Below are 15,607 nucleotides of genomic sequence, written 5' to 3' on the forward strand. Positions count from 1 at the left end.
GCGCGCGGTCGCCAACGCCGCCCTGGTCTTCCCGCTGACGGTCGTCACCAAGGCCAACATGGATTTCGGCTATGTCGCCGTGACCAACGCCGGGACGGCGGTGATCGACCCCGATACCGGCGCGCTGAGCGTTACCGGCGGCGTGATGCGCCTCGGCGGGCAGCCGCGCCCGGCGTCCTTCATCGGCGCCGCCCGCAACGCAGCGGTGGTGATCATCCGCCTGCCGCGCAATCCGATCACCATCCGGAGGGTCGGCGGAACCGAGACGATGACCGTCCGCGACTTCACCCTGCAGGGCCAGAGCAAGCGCACTCTGGCGCGCATGGAAGCCTCGAATTCAACGTCGGCGCGACCCTGATGGTGGGCGCCAACCAGGTCGAGGGCGTCTATGCCGGTGAGTTCGACGTCACCGTCCAATATCCCTGAAGCCCGGCGGCCAATCCTTAAGCAACAGGGTTAAGCCTGTCTTGAGCAGCCTTGGTGAATGGCTGTTGAGGCGCTTACATCCATTTTGGTTGGGTTCAACGACTGTGGGGAACCCGAACAATGCGCTTTACCTATGCCCTTGCGGCGCTCGCCGCCACCACCGCCTTCGCCGCTCCGGCGTCGGCGCAAAGCTTCACCGCCGACAGCTCGGCCTCGATCCAGGCTCGTGCCCTGCTGATCCAGCCGGCCACCATCCAGCGGGTGCGTGACCTCAGCTTCGGCACCATCGTCGCCTCGCCGACCGCCACCGGCGTCGTCAGCGTCGATGCCGACACCGGCCTCCGCAGCGTCGATCCGGCGCTGACCGGCTCGACTTCGGACGTCGGCAGCAACGGCCGCTTCATCGGCAACGGCCTGCCCGGCCAGGTCGTCAACCTGCGCGTCAGCTTCCCGAGCCTGCTCACCAACGTGCAGGACGGCAGCCAGGCGGTCGCGTTCACCGGCTCGCTCGATTCGGCCAGCACCGGCCTTACCCGCACCATCGGCCTGACCGGCGTCTTCTACGTCGACGTGGGCGGCTCCATCGCCATCGGCCTCAACCAGATGCCCGGCCAGTATGAGGGCACCGTCACCATCGACGCCGACTTTCAATAAGCACCCCACAGCTTATTGATGCGACGGGAGGCGGTTGCTACCTCGACGGGGTATGCAGCCGCCTCCCGAAGTCATTCTCGTCACCAGCAACGCCGTCCATTGCGACGGCAGCGGCGACATCAGCCCCGCCCTTGGTCATCCGCGGGTGTTCCTGCGAATCGACGAAAAGGGCTTCGTCGAATGCGGCTATTGCGACCGCCGCTTCGTCCTGAAGGGCGGCCCGGCCGACGACGGCACCGCCGCCTGATTCCTACCAGGCGCCGCCGAACGGTCCGCCTCGCCTGATTTCCTCGATTCGGCGGAGCGTCGCCGGCGATGTCGCCGAGGGGAGCGCATCCATGGCGAAGAAGCGCGCTTCGGCAATCTCGACGGAATCGGGCATCAGCGGCCCGGCCGTCCATCCGGAATAGAGGCTGATCCGGTCGCGCTTGCCCTCCGCCGCGGACTCGTAGCGGCCGATCAGGGTCAGCTCGACCGCGTCGATCCCGACTTCCTCGTGCAACTCGCGCTTCGCGGCCGACAACTCGTCCTCACGCAGGCCGGCGCCGCCGCCGGGAAACACCCAGAGCGCGCTGTTGCCGTAGCTGTTGCGCACCAGCAGCAACGCGCCCGCCTCGTCGAAAAGCGCAATCTTCACCCCCCTCGTGCGCAGGCGGAGAAGGCCGAGCAGGCGGCGGCGCGCGGACCAGCCGAGCTGAAGCAGGCGGTTCATTCGGCAAGCCTAGCTGGTCGCGGCGCTCCGCCAAGGGCTGTTTCCGCACGCCGCCCTGCCTATATGCCATGGCATGACCAGTCCGTCCGATCCCCGCCGCTTCCTCTATTCGGGAGCGCTCGACCCGGACGAGGCCCGCCGCCTCGCCGCCCGTCACTTGTCCGCGCATGACGATGGCGAGCTTTACCTCCAGTATCGCCGGAGCGAGGCATTCGGCTTCGACGACGGACGACTGAAGACCGCCGACTATCATGTCGGCCAGGGCTTCGGGCTGCGTGGTGTCAGCGGCGAGGCGACCGCCTTCGCCCACGCCAACGAACTGAGCGCCGCCGCGATCGATCGCGCGGCCGAAACGCTGCGCCTGCTCACCCCCGGCGGCCGGCTCTCGTCCGCGCCGCCGCGCACCAACCGGGCGCAATATGGCAGCGAGGATCCGTTGGGGCAGCTGCCCTTCGCCGACAAGGTCGCCCTCTGCCAGAAGATCGACGCCGCCGCCCGGGCCCGCGACCCGCGCGTGGCCCAGGTCAGCGTCGGCCTGCAGGCGAGCTGGAGCGTGGTCGAGATCGTCCGTGCCGACGGCTTCGTCGCAACCGACATCCGCCCCCTCGTCAGGCTCAACGTGTCGATCGTCGCCGAGCAGGGCGGCAAGCGAGAGATGGGCTTCCACGGCCTTGGCGGGCGTTACGACATGGCCCGGCTGTTCGACGAGGCGCAGTGGAACCGCGCCATCGACATCGCGCTCGACCAGGCGCTGGTGAACCTCGACTCGGTCGCGGCACCGGCCGGCGAGATGACGGTCGTCTGCGGCCCCGGCTGGCCCGGCGTGCTGCTTCACGAAGCGGTCGGCCATACGCTCGAGGGCGACTTCAACCGCAAGGGCACCAGCGCCTTTTCCGGCCGCCTCGGGCAGCGGGTGGCGGCGCCGGGCGTCACGGTGGTCGACGACGGGGCGATGCACGAACGTCGCGGATCGCTGACCATCGACGACGAGGGTACGCCGACCGGCCGCACCACCCTGATCGAGGACGGGATCCTGGTCGGTTATCTCCAGGACCGGCTCAACGCCCGCCTGATGGGCGTCGCGCCGACCGGCAACGGCCGCCGCGAAAGCTTCGCCCATGCGCCCATGCCGCGCATGACCAACACCTTCATGCTCGGCGGCCGGGACGATCCGGACGAACTAGTCGGCCGCGTCAAGGACGGCATCTACGCCAAGAGCTTCGGCGGCGGGCAGGTCGATATCACCAGCGGCAAGTTCGTCTTCTCCTGCACCGAGGCCTATCGGATCCGCGACGGCAAGCTCGGCGAGCCGCTCAAGGGCGCAACGCTGATCGGCGACGGGCCGACGGTGCTGACAAGGGTCAAGGGCATCGGCAACGACCTCAAACTCGACGAGGGCGTGGGCATCTGCGGCAAGGCCGGGCAGAGCGTGCCCGCCGGCGTCGGCCAGCCGACCCTGCTGATCGAAGGGCTGACGGTGGGCGGCACGGCTTGAGCCTGGTCGAGATCGCCCGCTTCCACACGCGGGTCGAGGCCGATCTCGCGCGCCTGCTGCTCAACGACAGCCACATCGAAACCGTGCTGTTCGACACGGAGATGCACAATTATCTCGGCGTCGGCTGGCTCATGCCGGTGCGGCTGATGGGCCTGGAGGAGGATAGCGGAGACGCCCTCCGCATCCTCATAGAAGGTGGTCTACTGCCGCCAGGCTGAAGCCTGCCGCGCCGGCGCGCCGCTCCACTTCCTCGCGCGGCACGCCCTGCTCGCGGCAGGCGACCGCCCAGGCGAGGGTCGAACGCATGCCCGAGCGGCAGAAGGCAAGCATCTTGCCGTCGCCCACCTCGCTCAGCGCCGACACCATTTCCTCCACCTGCGCCGGGCCCATGCCGCGGGCGATCGGAATGTGCCGATAGTCGATGCCGGCCGCCTCGGCCGCGGCTTCCACCTCGGCGCTGGTCGGCTGCCCGGGCTCCTCGTCGTCGGGGCGATTGTTGACGATCATGGTGACGCCATGACGCCGCGCCTCTTCCATGTCTTCGGGCCGGATCTGCCCGGATACCAGCACCTTGTCGTCCAGCGATCGCAGCGCGTTCATCGGCCTGTCTCCCCACGTGCGCCGCAGAAGGCGCGGATCGTCTCGAAGCTCTCTTCTAACCCGCCGGGCTGGGCAAGTCGTGGATATTCCCTAGCCCTCGAAGGAAGCTGCACCAGCCGCGACAGCGTCGAGGATGGCCTCGCCATAGCGCTCCAGCTTCGCCGCCCCGACCCCCTGCACCCGCCCGAGTTCGGAAAGGCTGGCCGGCCTTGCCGCGGCGATCTCGCGCAGGGTCGAATCATGGAAGATGACGTAGGGCGGCACGCCAGTCTCCTTCGCCAGCGTGCGGCGGACCTCGCGCAGCGCCTCGAACAGGGGATCGTGCGGATGGTCGGCACCGGCCCCGCCGCCGCGCCGGGCCTTGCGCCGGCGCGGCGGCGGCAGTGCGACATGCACTTCCTCGCCGCCCTTGAGGATGCCGCGCGCGCCGGGACCGAAGCTGAGCCCGCCATAGGCATCCGCCCGCAGCGCGTCGCGCGCGATCAGCGCCCGCGCGGTCGGCTGGATCAGCGGCAGCTCGTCGGTGGTGCAGATGCCGAACACGCTCAACTGGTGATGATTGTTGGAGAAGACCTTGTCCGTCTCCTTCCCCGCCAGCACGTCGCTGAGGTGCCCGACCCCGAACCGCATCTCGGTGCGGAAGGCCGCAGACAGCAATTTGCGGGCGACCTCGGTCACGTCGGTCGTCTTCGGCGGCTCGAGGCAATTGTCGCAATTGCCGCACTGCGCAGGCGGATCCTCGCCGAAATGCCGGAGAAGGTGCGCGCGGCGGCAGCCGGTGGTCTCGACCAGCGCCGCCAGCGCCTGCAGCCGGGCCCGTTCGTCCGCCTGCCGCTCGGCCGGCACCTCGCGCTCGATCCGCTGCCGGGCAAGGGCGAAGTCGGCTGCCGACCAGAGGAGATGCGCCTCCGCCGGCTCGCCGTCGCGCCCGGCGCGGCCGGTCTCCTGATAATAGGCCTCGATCGACTTGGGCGTCGCGGCATGGACGACCGTCCGCACGTCCGGCTTGTCGATCCCCATGCCGAAGGCGATGGTCGCGGCCATCACCATCTCTTCCGACGCGACGAAGGTCGACTGGTTGCCGGCGCGCACCTGCGGGTCGAGCCCGGCATGATAGGGAAGCGCCGGCCGCCCGCTTGCAGCAATCTGCGACGCCAGGCTCTCCGTCTCCTTCCGGCTTGGCGCATAGACGATGGCAGGGCCCGGCCGCTCCGCCAGCAGCGCCAGCACCTGCCGCCCCGCCTGCTCGCGCGGGCGGATGTGGTAGCGGATGTTCGGCCGGTCGAAGCCGGAGATGATCAGCCCGTCTTCCGGGATGCCGAGCTGGACCAGTATGTAGGCGCGGGTGCGCGGGTCAGCGGTGGCGGTCAGCGCCAGCCGCGGCACTTCCCGGTGGTCGTCGAGCAGCCGGGTCAGCAAGCGATAGTCGGGCCGGAAGTCGTGCCCCCATTCGCTGACGCAATGGGCTTCGTCGATGGCGATCAGCCCGAGCGGCACCCGGTCGGCCAGCCGGCGGAAGCCGTCGGTCGTCGCCCGTTCCGGCGCCACGTAGAGGAGGTCGAGCTCGCCCGAGAGGAACCGCCGCACCACCGTGTCGCGGTCGTCCGCGCTGGTCAGCGACGCGGCCTTGATCCCCAGCGCCTCGGCCGACCTTATCTGGTCGTGCATCAGCGCGATCAGCGGGCTGATCACCAGCGCCGTTCCTTCCAGCGCCAGCGCCGGCAGCTGGTAGCAGAGGCTCTTGCCCGCGCCGGTCGGCATGATCGCCAGCGTCGGCCGTCCCGCCAGCACCCGGCCTACCACCTCTTCCTGCACGCCGCGGAAGCTGTCGAAGCCGAAGACTGTCTTGAGAAGCTGATGCGGGTCGGTCACAGCGCGGCCTTGGCGGTCGGTCCCGAGCCGCGCAACCTTGTATTGAGGATGGGCGCGCGTCAAACGTGCCGGGACGTGCTTCGACTTCGCTCGGCACGAACGAACGCCTGGGCACTTCCCTCTCGTTCGTCCTGAGCGGAGCGGCGGAGGCGCGCAGTCGAAGGGCGCTCACCCAAGTTGAACAGAACAGAATGACCGTCGCCGTCGACATGGGGCTCTCGCCGCAAGGCACCCCCGTCACCATCGATCTTGAGGAACTGCTGGCGACCCGCCTGCTCGTCCAGGGCAACAGCGGATCCGGCAAATCGCACCTCCTGCGCCGGTTGCTCGAAAAGAGCGCGGGGCAGGTGCAGCAGATCGTCATCGATCCCGAAGGCGACTTCGTCACGCTCGCCGGCCCCTACGGCCACCTCGCCATCGAGGCGTCGGACCATGACGAGAAGGAGATCGCCCGCGCCGCGCTGCGCATCCGCGAGCATCGCGCTTCGGTCGTGCTCAGCCTCGAAGGACTGGAAGCCGAAGGGCAGATGCGTTGCGCCGCGGCCTTCCTGTCGGCCCTGTTCGAAGCACCGCGCGACCATTGGTATCCCGCGCTCGTCGTCGTCGACGAGGCCCAGCTGTTCGCGCCCGCCGGCGGCGGCGAAGTGGCGGAGGAGGTCCGCCGCGCCAGCCTGTCGGCCATGACCAACCTCATGTGCCGCGGCCGCAAGCGCGGGCTGGCCGGGATCATCGCCACCCAGCGCCTTGCCAAGCTCGCCAAGAATGTCGCGGCGGAAGCCTCCAACTTCCTGATGGGCCGGACCTTCCTCGACATCGACATGGCCCGCGCCGCCGACCTGCTCGGAATGGAGCGGCGCCAGGCCGAGGCGATCCGCGACCTGCCGCGCGGCACCTTCCTCGCGCTTGGGCCCGCGATCAGCCGCCGGCCGCTCAGCGTCGCCATCGGCGAGGTCGAGACCCGCGCCCGATCGATGAGCCCGAAGCTGGTGCCGCTTCCGGAAGCGACGGCCGGCGAGGATCTGCAGCAGCTGCTGTTCCAGCCCGGCTTCGACTTCGACCTGCCGACCGCGCCCGTGTCCCGGCCCGAGCCGAAGCCGGCGTCCGAAACCCTCCTCGAGCAGCTCGCCGCCAAGCAGGCCGCGCCGGCGCCCTCGCTCCCGACCAAATCCGACGAGGAGCAGGCCGGAGCCGTCGCCGCCGCGCTGGAGGCGATGGTCGCCGACCCGGACTCCAGTGGCCGCTCCGCCGCGGTCCTCTACCAGGATTTCGCCGTCCGCTGCCGCATGGCCGGGGTCGCGCCCGCGCCGCTCGACCTGCCCGCCTTCACCCGCCGCCTCGCCATGGCCCGTGCCGGCATCTTCACCGAGGATCCTGACTGGCAGCCGGCGCTGGACGCGGCGCAGGGCCTGCCGGAGGACATGCTCGGCCCCTTCCTGCTGCTTGCGCGCGCCGCCCGCGACGCAGCCCCGACCCCCAGCGACGAAGCGATCGCCGCCAGCTACGGCACCGCCAGCCTCGGCCGCGCCCGCCGCCTCCTCAGCTACATCGAGAGCCGGGACCTCATCGTCACCCGGACCGACCTCAGCGGCAAGCGCAGCATCGCCATCCCCCGCCTCGGCTGGAGCACCGCGGCGGCCTGATTCGCGGGATGGCGCCGGACGCCACCGGCGCTATGCTCGCTCGGCAGGAGGGCCCTCCATTGCTCTGTCGACGAGATTTGTTAGCGCTAACGCTGTTTGCCGGCCTGTCGCTCGGCACGGCCCTCCCCAACGCGCCGGGAAGCAACCCGATCATCCGCGATCGCTTCACCGCCGATCCCGCGCCCCTGGTCGTCGGCAATCGCCTCTATCTCTACGTCGGCCATGACGAGGCGCGCGACGGCGAGATGTTCAACATGCGCGAATGGCTGGTCTATTCGACCACCGATATGAAGCGCTGGACCCCGCATGGCCCGATCATGCGCGTGGCCGACTTCCGCTGGGCCAAGGCCGACGCCTGGGCCGCGCAGGCTATCCGCAAGAACGACCGCTACTATTTCTACGCCGCGGTCGAGCATGACGACAGCAATCCGGGCAAGGCGATCGCCGTTGCCGTGTCCGACCGCCCGACCGGTCCCTTCGTCGATGCGCGCGGCAGCGCCCTCGTCACCAACAGCATGACGCCCAAGGGCACCCACAGCTGGGAGGATATCGATCCCACCGTCTTTACCGACGACGACGGCACCAGCTGGATCGCCTGGGGCAACCGCCAGGCCTATATCGCCCGCCTCAAAGCCAACATGATCGAGCTCGACGGGCCGATCACCGAGATCACGCCGCCGCACTTCGAGGAGGGTCCCTGGCTGCACAAGCGCGGCAGTCTCTATTACCTCACCTATGCGTCGCTGGACCGCAGCAGGCACAAGGACGAGCGCGTCTCCTACGCGACGGCGCCAACCATCCGCGGCCCCTGGACCTACCGCGGCGAACTGACCGGCTCGGCGCAGAACAGCTTCACCATCCACCCCGGAATCGCCCGTTTCCGAGGCCGCTGGTACCTCTTCCTTCACAATGCCGCGCTGACCATCGGCGATCGCAAGGGCGCGCTCGGCCGCCGCTCCGTTACCGTCGAGCATCTCCGCTACCGCCCGGACGGCACCATGATCCCCGTCGTCCAGACCACCGCCGGCGTGTCCCGCTGATCCAACCGAGGAACCTCATGCTTCGCACCTTGATCGCCGCCGCCTTGCTGCTGTCGCTTCCGGTCTCCGCCCATGCGCAGGACGACCGCATGACCCCGGTCGCCACGCCCGCCCAGCCGACCGCCATCCCGCTCGGCACCGGCAAGCTTTCCGGCGCGGCCAATGCCGAAAGCTGGCACCGCCAATATGGCAGCCTGTTCGCCCGCAACGTGACCGAGGCGACGCTCACCCCGTTTCTCGCCGACCCAGCGAAGGCGACCGGCGCCGCCGTCATCGTCGCGCCGGGCGGGGGCTTTCGCACCCTCTCCATGTCGAACGAGGGCTGGGACGTCGCCCGAGCCCTCGCCGACCGCGGCATCTCCGCCTTCGTGCTGAAGTACCGGCTCAACCAGACCCCGGCGGCCATGCCCGACTTCGAGCGCTCCATGGCGGAGATGTTCTCCGGCGCGGCGCGCGCCGGCGGCCCACCCCGGCCGCTCCAACCGCAGCTCGCCGACGCCCGCGCCGCCTTCGCCCTGATCCGCGCCCGCTCGGCCGACTGGCGCGTCGACCCGCGGCGCATCGGCATGGTCGGTTTCTCGGCGGGCGCGATGCTGACCATGGCGACGACCCTGCAGGTGCCCGACGCACGCCCCGCCTTCATCGCCAACATCTATGGTCCGCTCGGCCCGATGGCAGCGCCCGCGGACGCTCCACCCCTGTTCATCGCGCTCGCCGCCGACGATCCCCTGTTCGGCTCCGGCGGCTTCGGCCTCGTCGACAGCTGGCGCTCCGCCAGACGACCGGTCGAGCTCCACCTCTACGAGCAGGGCGGCCACGGCTTCGGCATGTACCCCAAGGAGACCACCAGCACCGGCTGGTTCGAGGCCTTCGTCAGCTGGCTGAGGATGCACGGACAGTTGAAGCGCTGATACGAAAGGCTGCTTCCGCTTAGGGCTGTTTCGCCGACACGCCGGCCAGATTCAGTAGGCCAGCCATGGCGCTTCGGACGTGTCGCGTGATCAGGCGCACGGTCAGGTGCTGCCAATCTTCCTTGAAGGGCTCTCAAGCTGAGCGCAGGGGGACCTCGTCGCCGTGCAGGTACAAGGAGTTGAAGTCGCCCTCTTCGATCAGTTCGTCACTCAGTTGGTACGTGATCGTTCCACGATTGCGATCGATGAGACCGTTCTTCTCGAAGTCTTTGAACAGCCTGCTCACATGAACCGTGGTCAATCCCAGCAGATCGCCCATTTGCTCCTGGGTGATCGTAAGGTGATGTTCTACGTCCTGGGACAAGCGGGAAGGCGACCTGGCGGCGAACTCGCACAGGGCATGAGCGAACCTGGTTCTTCCATCGCGCCGACCAAGGCTGGTGACTTGTTCTCGAAGCATGGCGCAGTCGATCAGTATGTCCTTGCTGATCGCCTTGGCGACCCCGGGACAGCGAGAGGTCAGGTCCCTGAAGGCTGAAACGGGTATCAGGTCGACGGTAGCGTAGGTCAGTGTCTGGATGTTGTGATCGGCATACTCCAGGTAGAGACTCTGGAAATCTAGGGCATCGCCGGGCACGCAGAGGGACACGATCTGGCGCCCTCCGTCGCGGACGATCTTGTGCCGAATGGCGCACCCCTCAAGCAGGATGGCGCAAAATGTGACCGGTTCGCCTTCGCGAACCAGATAGGTCGCCGGAGCAAGCCTTCTTCTACTGTATGGGAGGTTCCCTAGCTCCTCCAGCTCCTGCGAGGTGAGGGCTGCGCGTCTCGACAGTCTTTGGGTGAGCAGCGCAGCAGAATCAACCGACATAAGCACTCCCGCATCGAGGGCGGGAGAGGGTCGCGTTCTCCGTCGCCGGAGCCCGTTAAAACTGCCAGCTGAACACGCTCCATAACACAGTTTGCGCCATGGCTACATGTAAAATGATAACTCATGATCATGGCGCAAAAGCTGCATCGGAAGATCAGTGTGTCGTGGCGACAATCGATCTTTATGGCGGCCCGCTTCGGACATCATACTCCTCCATCAGCGTGCCGCTGGGGGAGGCTGTCACACGGGACTGTGGCAGCCTCGTCCTTCTTGCCCACTGGTGGGGCCATCACGCGGTCGGACAGACCCCGCTGAGCAGATGAAATGGGCTTCTCCCTCAACGGCCCGCCTGAGCGCCCTGCGCCCTGCCTCCGTGCCGCGGGAGGCATCCTCTTTCATGATGGAACGATCGGTCTCCCGACAACCGACCTGTCTGAAGCAGGCATATCGCTCCTCCCTTGCAATGTAGGACCTCACCTGTTCAACCAACCGCAGCGGTTCGCCGCGGAGCTCTTTTACTTCGTCGATCTTGGTGCCGCCAGCGCCGCTCGTGCAACGAAGGTCACAGCGTGTGACCTTCGTGACCTACATGGATTTGGCGGAAATCCGCCGCTGACGAGCCGTCAGCCGCTGACGTTATGACCCCCGTGCTATGGTAACTTCGTGACCTACTCCGCCGCTTGCTCCAGTTCGCGTTCGGCCTGCTGGCGGGCCCACATCTCGGCGTAGAGGCCGTTCCTGCGAAGAAGCTGCGCGTGGCTGCCCTGTTCCGCCACCTTGCCGCCGTCGAGCACGATGATGCGGTCGGCATCGACCACGGTCGAGAGGCGATGGGCGATGGTGATGGTGGTGCGGCCGGTCGAGACCGCGTGCAGGGTCGCCAGGATCGCTTCCTCGGTCCGGCTGTCCAGCGCGCTGGTCGCCTCGTCGAGAATGAGGATGGGCGGGTTCTTGACCAGGGTGCGAGCGATGGCGACACGCTGCTTCTCGCCGCCCGACAGCTTCAGCCCCCGTTCGCCGACCCTGGCATCGAACCCGTCGGGCAGCGCGCGGATGAAGGCATCCAGCGCCGCGCCGGTCGCCGCCTCGGCCACCGCCGCGCCGCTCGCATCGTCGCGGCCATAGGCGATGTTGTAGCCGAGCGTGTCGTTGAACAGCACCGTGTCCTGCGGGACGATGCCGATCGCGGCGCGCAGCGATTCCTGCGTCACGGCAGATATGTCCTGCCCGTCGATGGTGATGCGCCCGCCCTGCGGATCGTAGAAGCGGAACAGAAGGCGGGCGAGGGTCGACTTGCCCGCGCCGCTCGGGCCGACCACCGCGACCGTCTTGCCGGCGGGCACCTCGAAGTCGAGGCCCTTCAGTATCTCGCGCCCATCCTCGTAGGAAAAGCGAACGTTCTCGAAGCGGACGGCGCCGCGTTCCACGTGGAGCGGCGCCGCGCCGGGACGGTCGGTCACTTCCGCCGGCGTGTCGAGCAGGCGGAACATTTCGTCCATGTCGGTCAGGCCCTGCCGGATGGTCCGGTAAACCGTGCCGAGCATGTCGAGCGGCCGGAAGAGCTGCATGAGAAGGGCGTTCACCACCACCATGTCGCCGGGACTGAACTGACCTCGGCTCCAGCCCCAGGCGGTATAGGCCATGGCGCCGCCCATCAGCAGGTTGGTGATGAGGCTTTGCCCGACGTTCATCGCCGCCAGGCTGGTCTCGACCTTGACCGTCGATTTCGCCAGCCGCTCGACCGCCCGGGCATAGAGCGCCTGCTCGCGCCGTTCGGCGTTAAAATACTTCACCGTCTCGAAATTCAGCAGGCTGTCGACGGCCCGCGCGGTGGTGGCCGTGTCATGCTCGGTCCACTGCTCGCGCAGCTTGACCCGCCAGTCGGTGACCTTCTTGGTCCACCAGACATAGGCGACCACCGCCACACCCGTCGCCGCCACCAGCCCGGGGCCGAAGCCGGTCCAGAAAAGGATGGCGACGATGCCGAGCTGGAAGACGGTCGGAAGCAGGTTGAACAGCAGGAAATAGAGCATCACGTCGATGCTCTTCGATCCGCGCTCGATGATCTTGGTGACCGCACCGGTGCGCCGCTCGAGGTGGAAGCGCAGGCTCAGGCCGTGAAGGTGGGCGAAGGTGTTGACTGACAGCTTGCGGGTCGCCTCCTGCCCGACCGTCTCGAAGATGGCATTGCGCAGATTATCGAGCAGCACGCCGCCGAAGCGGGCGGCGGCATAGGCGGCGACCAGCGCCATGACGAGGGTCGCGGCGCCCTGCTGCCCGGCCGTCATCCGGTCGACCGCGAGCCCGAGCGCCCGCGGCATGACCAGAGTGGTCAGGCAGATGGACGCCAGCACCATCAGGAACGAGCCGGCGACACGCAGCTTCAGCCCGGCCTCCCCGGCCGGCCAAAGATAGGGAAGGAAGCGCAGCAGGACCCTGAAACCGCTTGGCTCGCGGGAGGTCGGCTGATCGGCGGCGGGAGGCATGTTCCACCAAGGTAGGTGCGCAGTCCTTCCGGCGCAAACGCAGCACCGAAACGACCGGAACATCGCGATTAATTTGCCGTTCTCACCACAAGTCACCTTTTCGAAGGTTAAGCATCATGGGTCCTGTTTCTTACGTCATTGCCATCATGGGCTGCGCCGACGGCGGCGCTTCATGCCAGCAGGTCGCGGTGGCGCCCTCGCGGTACGAGAGCGCCTCCGCCTGCGAGGCCGCCACCGGTGCGGTCCTCGCTGGCAGCACCGATTTCGATTTCCCGACGATCGTTGCCCGCTGCCGCACGGCGAAGTCGCCCGCCGCGGTCGAACGCGCACCGGTCCGCCGCGACCAGGCCGTCAAGGAAGGCTGAACGTGTCCGATACCATCGATCCGCCGACCCGCGAGGAGCCGGCGCTGCCGGGCAATGAGCATGAACTGGAGCCCAAGCCCGACTTCATGCCGCGCTATCCGGGCTCCGGGCGGCTGAAGGACAAGGTGGCGATCGTCACCGGTAGCGACAGCGGTATCGGCCGGGCAGTCGCGGTCCTGTTCGCCCGGGAGGGCGCGGACGTCGCCATCCTCTACCTCAACGAGCATGAGGATGCGCAGGACACCAAGAAGGCGGTAGAGGCCGAGGGCCGCCGCGCCATCTGCATTCCGGGCGACCTCGGCGACCGCGACTTCTGCTTCAAGGCCACGCAGCAGGTGGTCGATACGTTCGGCCGCCTCGACATCCTGGTCAATAACGCCGGCGAGCAGCACCCCGACGAGAAGATCGAGGACATCACCGAGCAGCAGCTTCGCCGCACGTTCCAGACCAACATCTTCTCGATGTTCTTCATGGTCCAGGCGGCCATGCCGCACCTCAAGGAGGGCGCCGCGATCGTCAATTGCACGTCGGAAACGATGTACAAGGGCGCGCCGATCCTGCTCGACTATTCGGCCACCAAGGGGGCGATCACCGCCTTCACCCGAAGCCTCGCCAAGAACCTCGTAGAGCAGGGCATCCGCGTGAACGGCGTCGCGCCCGGCCCGATCTGGACCCCGCTCAATCCCTTCGGTGGCCAGCCGGCGGACAAGATCCCGGAGTTCGGCAAGTCGACGCCGATGAAGCGCCCCGGACAGCCCAACGAAGTAGCGCCGAGCTTCCTGTTCCTCGCCTGCGAGGATTCGAGCTACATGACCGGACAGGTGCTCCATCCCGACGGCGGCAACACGACGTCGAGCTAGCGCCTCACTGGTAGGCGACCTGGATGTCGAGGATGCCGGTGTAGAGGCCGTCGGGCATGGTCGACGTGAAAGACAGGCTTCCGCCTACTTCGAACAGGCGACCGGGATTGCCACTGTTGTCGATCGTCACGCTGGTCGGAAAGCTCGGGGTCATGACGAGCGTCCCGCCAGTGCCGTTGGTGAGCGTCACGGTCGGCGAAACGGAGCTGATCAGCGCCACCTGATTGTTGCTTCCGGTCACGCGGTATTGGGCCGTGCTGAAGGTGCCCGAGCAGGTCAGGCCGCCGCTTCCGCAGGTCCGGCCCGAGGGCGTGATCGCCACCTGCTGGGCGCCGGTGAAGCTGCCGACCAGCACCGTTCCGAACTGGAGATTGCGGAGGGCGGTCAGTTGCAGCGGCTTCATCACGTTGACGCTTGCCGTCGGCTTGGCACCGGTGACGGACACCTGTTGCGCAGCGGATGGCGTGGTCAGCACGCCGAGCGCGAGCGCTGCCATGATCGGACGTTTCATGCTCTTGAGCCCCACGATCAGAGTGGTTGAATTGCGACGATCGGCGCGCATCAGAGATAATCCACCGTGATGGGCACGTCGCCGCGGTAATTGCCTTCGGCATCGCCGGTGACGGTCAGTTCGCCGCCGAAGCGGATGCGCAGCCGGCCGTCGCCGTCGAGGCGCGGAAAGGCGGGAATGTCGCTGGTCAATGCGGTGATGGCGAGCGATCCGCCGGCATAGCCATAGAGATCGATCCGGCGCGGTAGCTCCACCCGCACCTGCCGACCCGGCTCGCCCCTGATCACCACCTCCCCAATCATCGCACGTCCCGTCATCGGAGCCAGCGCGCCACTGGTCAGGCGCGATCCGTCCGGCCCGATCCGTGCCGTCCCCCCGGAAGGACCGGTCAGGATGACCCGGTCGAAGTCGAGGCTGGTCTGCACCTCCAGCGCCACCGATTTTGCGGTCTCCGAGGCCGGCGCGGTCAGGCTTTCCCCTTCCTGGCAGAGCCGGCACGGCACGACCTTCGCCGCTGCAGGGGCAGCGGGCAGGACAAGGGCCAGTGCGGACAGGATCCACCTCATTTGGAGGTGAATAGCTCCAGAATGGTGTAAGCTTGGTAAAACTGCCGCTAACCATTGGAGCGCGGCAGGCTGCTCCCCACATGGTCGGTTCGAAGGAGTTCCCCAATGAGCGACGATCAGACTGCGAAGGACATGCCCGCCAACGAGAATGAGTGGCGCGAGAAGCTCGGTGAGGAGCGCTACCGAATCCTTCGTCAGGCCGGAACCGAGGCCCCTTGGAGCGGCGCGCTGCTCGGCAACAAGGCGCCGGGCGAATATGTGTGCGCTGGCTGCGGCACGCCCTTGTTCGAGAGCGACACCAAGTATGAGAGCGGCAGCGGCTGGCCCAGCTTCACCAATCCGGTGGACAAGGGCGCGGTCGCCGAGATCGCGGATGACAGCCACGGCATGCACCGTGTCGAGGTCCGCTGTGCCAAATGTGCGGGGCATCTCGGCCACGTCTTCCCCGACGGGCCGGGGCCCGAGGGCCTGCGCTATTGCATCAATTCGGCGAGCCTCGACTTCAAGCCTGAGGAGTGATGCTCTTCTGCGGACGCAGAGGCCGCAACCATCCCGCCGATCGCTGTCGCGAGTCCGGGCGGGAAGCGGGTCCCATCGT

General features: G+C 67.6%; 17 protein-coding genes and 1 pseudogene. 11 read left to right on the forward strand and 7 right to left on the reverse strand.

All coding sequences use genetic code 11. The annotated features are described in order from the left end of the window. Positions 1-58: 58 nt before the first annotated feature. The 3 genes and pseudogenes from JOY29_RS09330 (at position 59) to JOY29_RS09340 (ending at position 1,327) form a co-directional block, all read left to right on the forward strand. Positions 59-426 (forward strand): annotated as a pseudogene (locus tag JOY29_RS09330) (DUF4402 domain-containing protein). 120 nt (positions 427-546) lie between these two features. Continuing rightward, positions 547-1,080, forward strand: a complete 534-nt coding sequence (locus tag JOY29_RS09335; protein ID WP_300973255.1) for a DUF4402 domain-containing protein — start codon at positions 547-549, stop codon at positions 1,078-1,080. Positions 1,081-1,132: 52 nt separating this feature from the next. After that, positions 1,133-1,327, forward strand: a complete 195-nt coding sequence (locus JOY29_RS09340) for a zinc-finger domain-containing protein (RefSeq protein ID WP_300973256.1) — start codon at positions 1,133-1,135, stop codon at positions 1,325-1,327. Between the two features lie 3 nt (positions 1,328-1,330). Here the strand turns inward: JOY29_RS09340 and JOY29_RS09345 are convergent, their stop codons facing one another. After that, a complete protein-coding gene (locus JOY29_RS09345; RefSeq protein WP_300973257.1) occupies positions 1,331-1,792 on the reverse strand; it encodes an NUDIX domain-containing protein in 462 nt (153 codons plus the stop codon). A gap of 73 nt (positions 1,793-1,865) precedes the next feature. Here JOY29_RS09345 and tldD point away from each other — a divergent pair, with 73 nt between their 5' ends. Together tldD and JOY29_RS09355 are read left to right on the forward strand one after the other, a co-directional pair. Continuing rightward, positions 1,866-3,287 carry a metalloprotease TldD gene (gene tldD, locus JOY29_RS09350; RefSeq protein WP_300973258.1) on the forward strand — a complete coding sequence of 474 codons (1,422 nt, stop codon included), beginning with the start codon at positions 1,866-1,868 and terminating at the stop codon, positions 3,285-3,287. Then, positions 3,284-3,505, forward strand: coding sequence for a DUF2007 domain-containing protein (locus JOY29_RS09355; RefSeq protein WP_300973259.1), 222 nt, complete (start codon positions 3,284-3,286; stop codon positions 3,503-3,505). Before tldD ends, JOY29_RS09355 begins: the two co-directional genes overlap by 4 nt. Here JOY29_RS09355 and JOY29_RS09360 read toward each other — a convergent pair. Together JOY29_RS09360 and recQ are read right to left on the reverse strand one after the other, a co-directional pair. After that, on the reverse strand, positions 3,474-3,887 hold the full coding sequence (locus tag JOY29_RS09360) for a TIGR01244 family sulfur transferase (protein ID WP_300973260.1): 414 nt from the start codon (positions 3,885-3,887) through the stop codon (positions 3,474-3,476). The genes JOY29_RS09355 and JOY29_RS09360 overlap by 32 nt on opposite strands. A gap of 90 nt (positions 3,888-3,977) precedes the next feature. After that, the gene (recQ, locus tag JOY29_RS09365) at positions 3,978-5,759 is read right to left on the reverse strand and encodes a DNA helicase RecQ (RefSeq protein WP_300973261.1); all 1,782 of its coding nucleotides are present in this window, start codon (positions 5,757-5,759) and stop codon (positions 3,978-3,980) included. Between the two features lie 131 nt (positions 5,760-5,890). Between recQ and JOY29_RS09370 the strand changes: the two genes are divergently transcribed. From JOY29_RS09370 to JOY29_RS09380, 3 genes are all read left to right on the forward strand, one after another. Next, complete coding sequence (locus JOY29_RS09370) at positions 5,891-7,399, forward strand: ATP-binding protein (RefSeq protein WP_367280043.1); 1,509 nt, start codon at positions 5,891-5,893, stop codon at positions 7,397-7,399. 77 nt (positions 7,400-7,476) lie between these two features. Next, entirely contained in the window at positions 7,477-8,439 is a 963-nt protein-coding gene (locus JOY29_RS09375) for a family 43 glycosylhydrolase (RefSeq protein WP_300973263.1), read from the forward strand. Between the two features lie 17 nt (positions 8,440-8,456). Further along, positions 8,457-9,350 carry an alpha/beta hydrolase gene (locus JOY29_RS09380; protein ID WP_300973264.1) on the forward strand — a complete coding sequence of 298 codons (894 nt, stop codon included), beginning with the start codon at positions 8,457-8,459 and terminating at the stop codon, positions 9,348-9,350. A gap of 133 nt (positions 9,351-9,483) precedes the next feature. Here the strand turns inward: JOY29_RS09380 and JOY29_RS09385 are convergent, their stop codons facing one another. Both JOY29_RS09385 and JOY29_RS09390 read right to left on the reverse strand, forming a co-directional pair. Beyond that, positions 9,484-10,221 carry a Crp/Fnr family transcriptional regulator gene (locus JOY29_RS09385; RefSeq protein WP_300973265.1) on the reverse strand — a complete coding sequence of 246 codons (738 nt, stop codon included), beginning with the start codon at positions 10,219-10,221 and terminating at the stop codon, positions 9,484-9,486. 668 nt (positions 10,222-10,889) lie between these two features. Further along, positions 10,890-12,707, reverse strand: coding sequence for an ABC transporter ATP-binding protein/permease (locus JOY29_RS09390; RefSeq protein ID WP_300973266.1), 1,818 nt, complete (start codon positions 12,705-12,707; stop codon positions 10,890-10,892). Positions 12,708-12,823: 116 nt separating this feature from the next. On the opposite strand from JOY29_RS09390, the gene JOY29_RS09395 reads away from it, so the two are divergent. Further along, positions 12,824-13,072 (forward strand): hypothetical protein, encoded by a 249-nt coding sequence (locus JOY29_RS09395; RefSeq protein WP_300973267.1) that lies wholly within the window; start codon positions 12,824-12,826, stop codon positions 13,070-13,072. Positions 13,073-13,074: 2 nt separating this feature from the next. Continuing rightward, a complete protein-coding gene (locus JOY29_RS09400; protein ID WP_300973268.1) occupies positions 13,075-13,932 on the forward strand; it encodes an SDR family oxidoreductase in 858 nt (285 codons plus the stop codon). Between the two features lie 4 nt (positions 13,933-13,936). Here the strand turns inward: JOY29_RS09400 and JOY29_RS09405 are convergent, their stop codons facing one another. Further along, positions 13,937-14,443: a DUF4402 domain-containing protein gene (locus JOY29_RS09405; protein WP_300973269.1), complete on the reverse strand. Its 507-nt coding sequence runs from the start codon at positions 14,441-14,443 to the stop codon at positions 13,937-13,939. A 50-nt stretch (positions 14,444-14,493) separates the two neighbouring features. Continuing rightward, a complete protein-coding gene (locus tag JOY29_RS09410; RefSeq protein ID WP_300973270.1) occupies positions 14,494-15,009 on the reverse strand; it encodes a DUF4402 domain-containing protein in 516 nt (171 codons plus the stop codon). Between the two features lie 105 nt (positions 15,010-15,114). Here JOY29_RS09410 and msrB point away from each other — a divergent pair, with 105 nt between their 5' ends. Then, positions 15,115-15,528: a peptide-methionine (R)-S-oxide reductase MsrB gene (msrB, locus tag JOY29_RS09415; protein ID WP_300973271.1), complete on the forward strand. Its 414-nt coding sequence runs from the start codon at positions 15,115-15,117 to the stop codon at positions 15,526-15,528. The last annotated feature ends 79 nt before the right edge of the window (positions 15,529-15,607 follow it).

Origin of the sequence: Sphingomonas sp. LHG3406-1 (assembly GCF_029637485.1) — a bacterium.
Lineage (GTDB): Bacteria > Pseudomonadota > Alphaproteobacteria > Sphingomonadales > Sphingomonadaceae > Sphingomicrobium.

Bases quoted from the DNA above. Each gene is read 5' to 3' on its own strand.
- JOY29_RS09335 (WP_300973255.1), top strand. From the start codon at position 547: ATGCGCTTTACCTATGCCCTTGCGGCGCTCGCCGCCACCACCGCCTTC.
- JOY29_RS09340 (WP_300973256.1), top strand. From the start codon at position 1,133: ATGCAGCCGCCTCCCGAAGTCATTCTCGTCACCAGCAACGCCGTCCAT.
- JOY29_RS09345 (WP_300973257.1), bottom strand. From the start codon at position 1,792: ATGAACCGCCTGCTTCAGCTCGGCTGGTCCGCGCGCCGCCGCCTGCTC.
- tldD (WP_300973258.1), top strand. From the start codon at position 1,866: ATGACCAGTCCGTCCGATCCCCGCCGCTTCCTCTATTCGGGAGCGCTC.
- JOY29_RS09360 (WP_300973260.1), bottom strand. From the start codon at position 3,887: ATGAACGCGCTGCGATCGCTGGACGACAAGGTGCTGGTATCCGGGCAG.
- JOY29_RS09380 (WP_300973264.1), top strand. From the start codon at position 8,457: ATGCTTCGCACCTTGATCGCCGCCGCCTTGCTGCTGTCGCTTCCGGTC.
- JOY29_RS09385 (WP_300973265.1), bottom strand. From the start codon at position 10,221: ATGTCGGTTGATTCTGCTGCGCTGCTCACCCAAAGACTGTCGAGACGC.
- JOY29_RS09390 (WP_300973266.1), bottom strand. From the start codon at position 12,707: ATGCCTCCCGCCGCCGATCAGCCGACCTCCCGCGAGCCAAGCGGTTTC.
- JOY29_RS09395 (WP_300973267.1), top strand. From the start codon at position 12,824: ATGGGTCCTGTTTCTTACGTCATTGCCATCATGGGCTGCGCCGACGGC.
- JOY29_RS09405 (WP_300973269.1), bottom strand. From the start codon at position 14,443: ATGAAACGTCCGATCATGGCAGCGCTCGCGCTCGGCGTGCTGACCACG.
- JOY29_RS09410 (WP_300973270.1), bottom strand. From the start codon at position 15,009: ATGAGGTGGATCCTGTCCGCACTGGCCCTTGTCCTGCCCGCTGCCCCT.
- msrB (WP_300973271.1), top strand. From the start codon at position 15,115: ATGAGCGACGATCAGACTGCGAAGGACATGCCCGCCAACGAGAATGAG.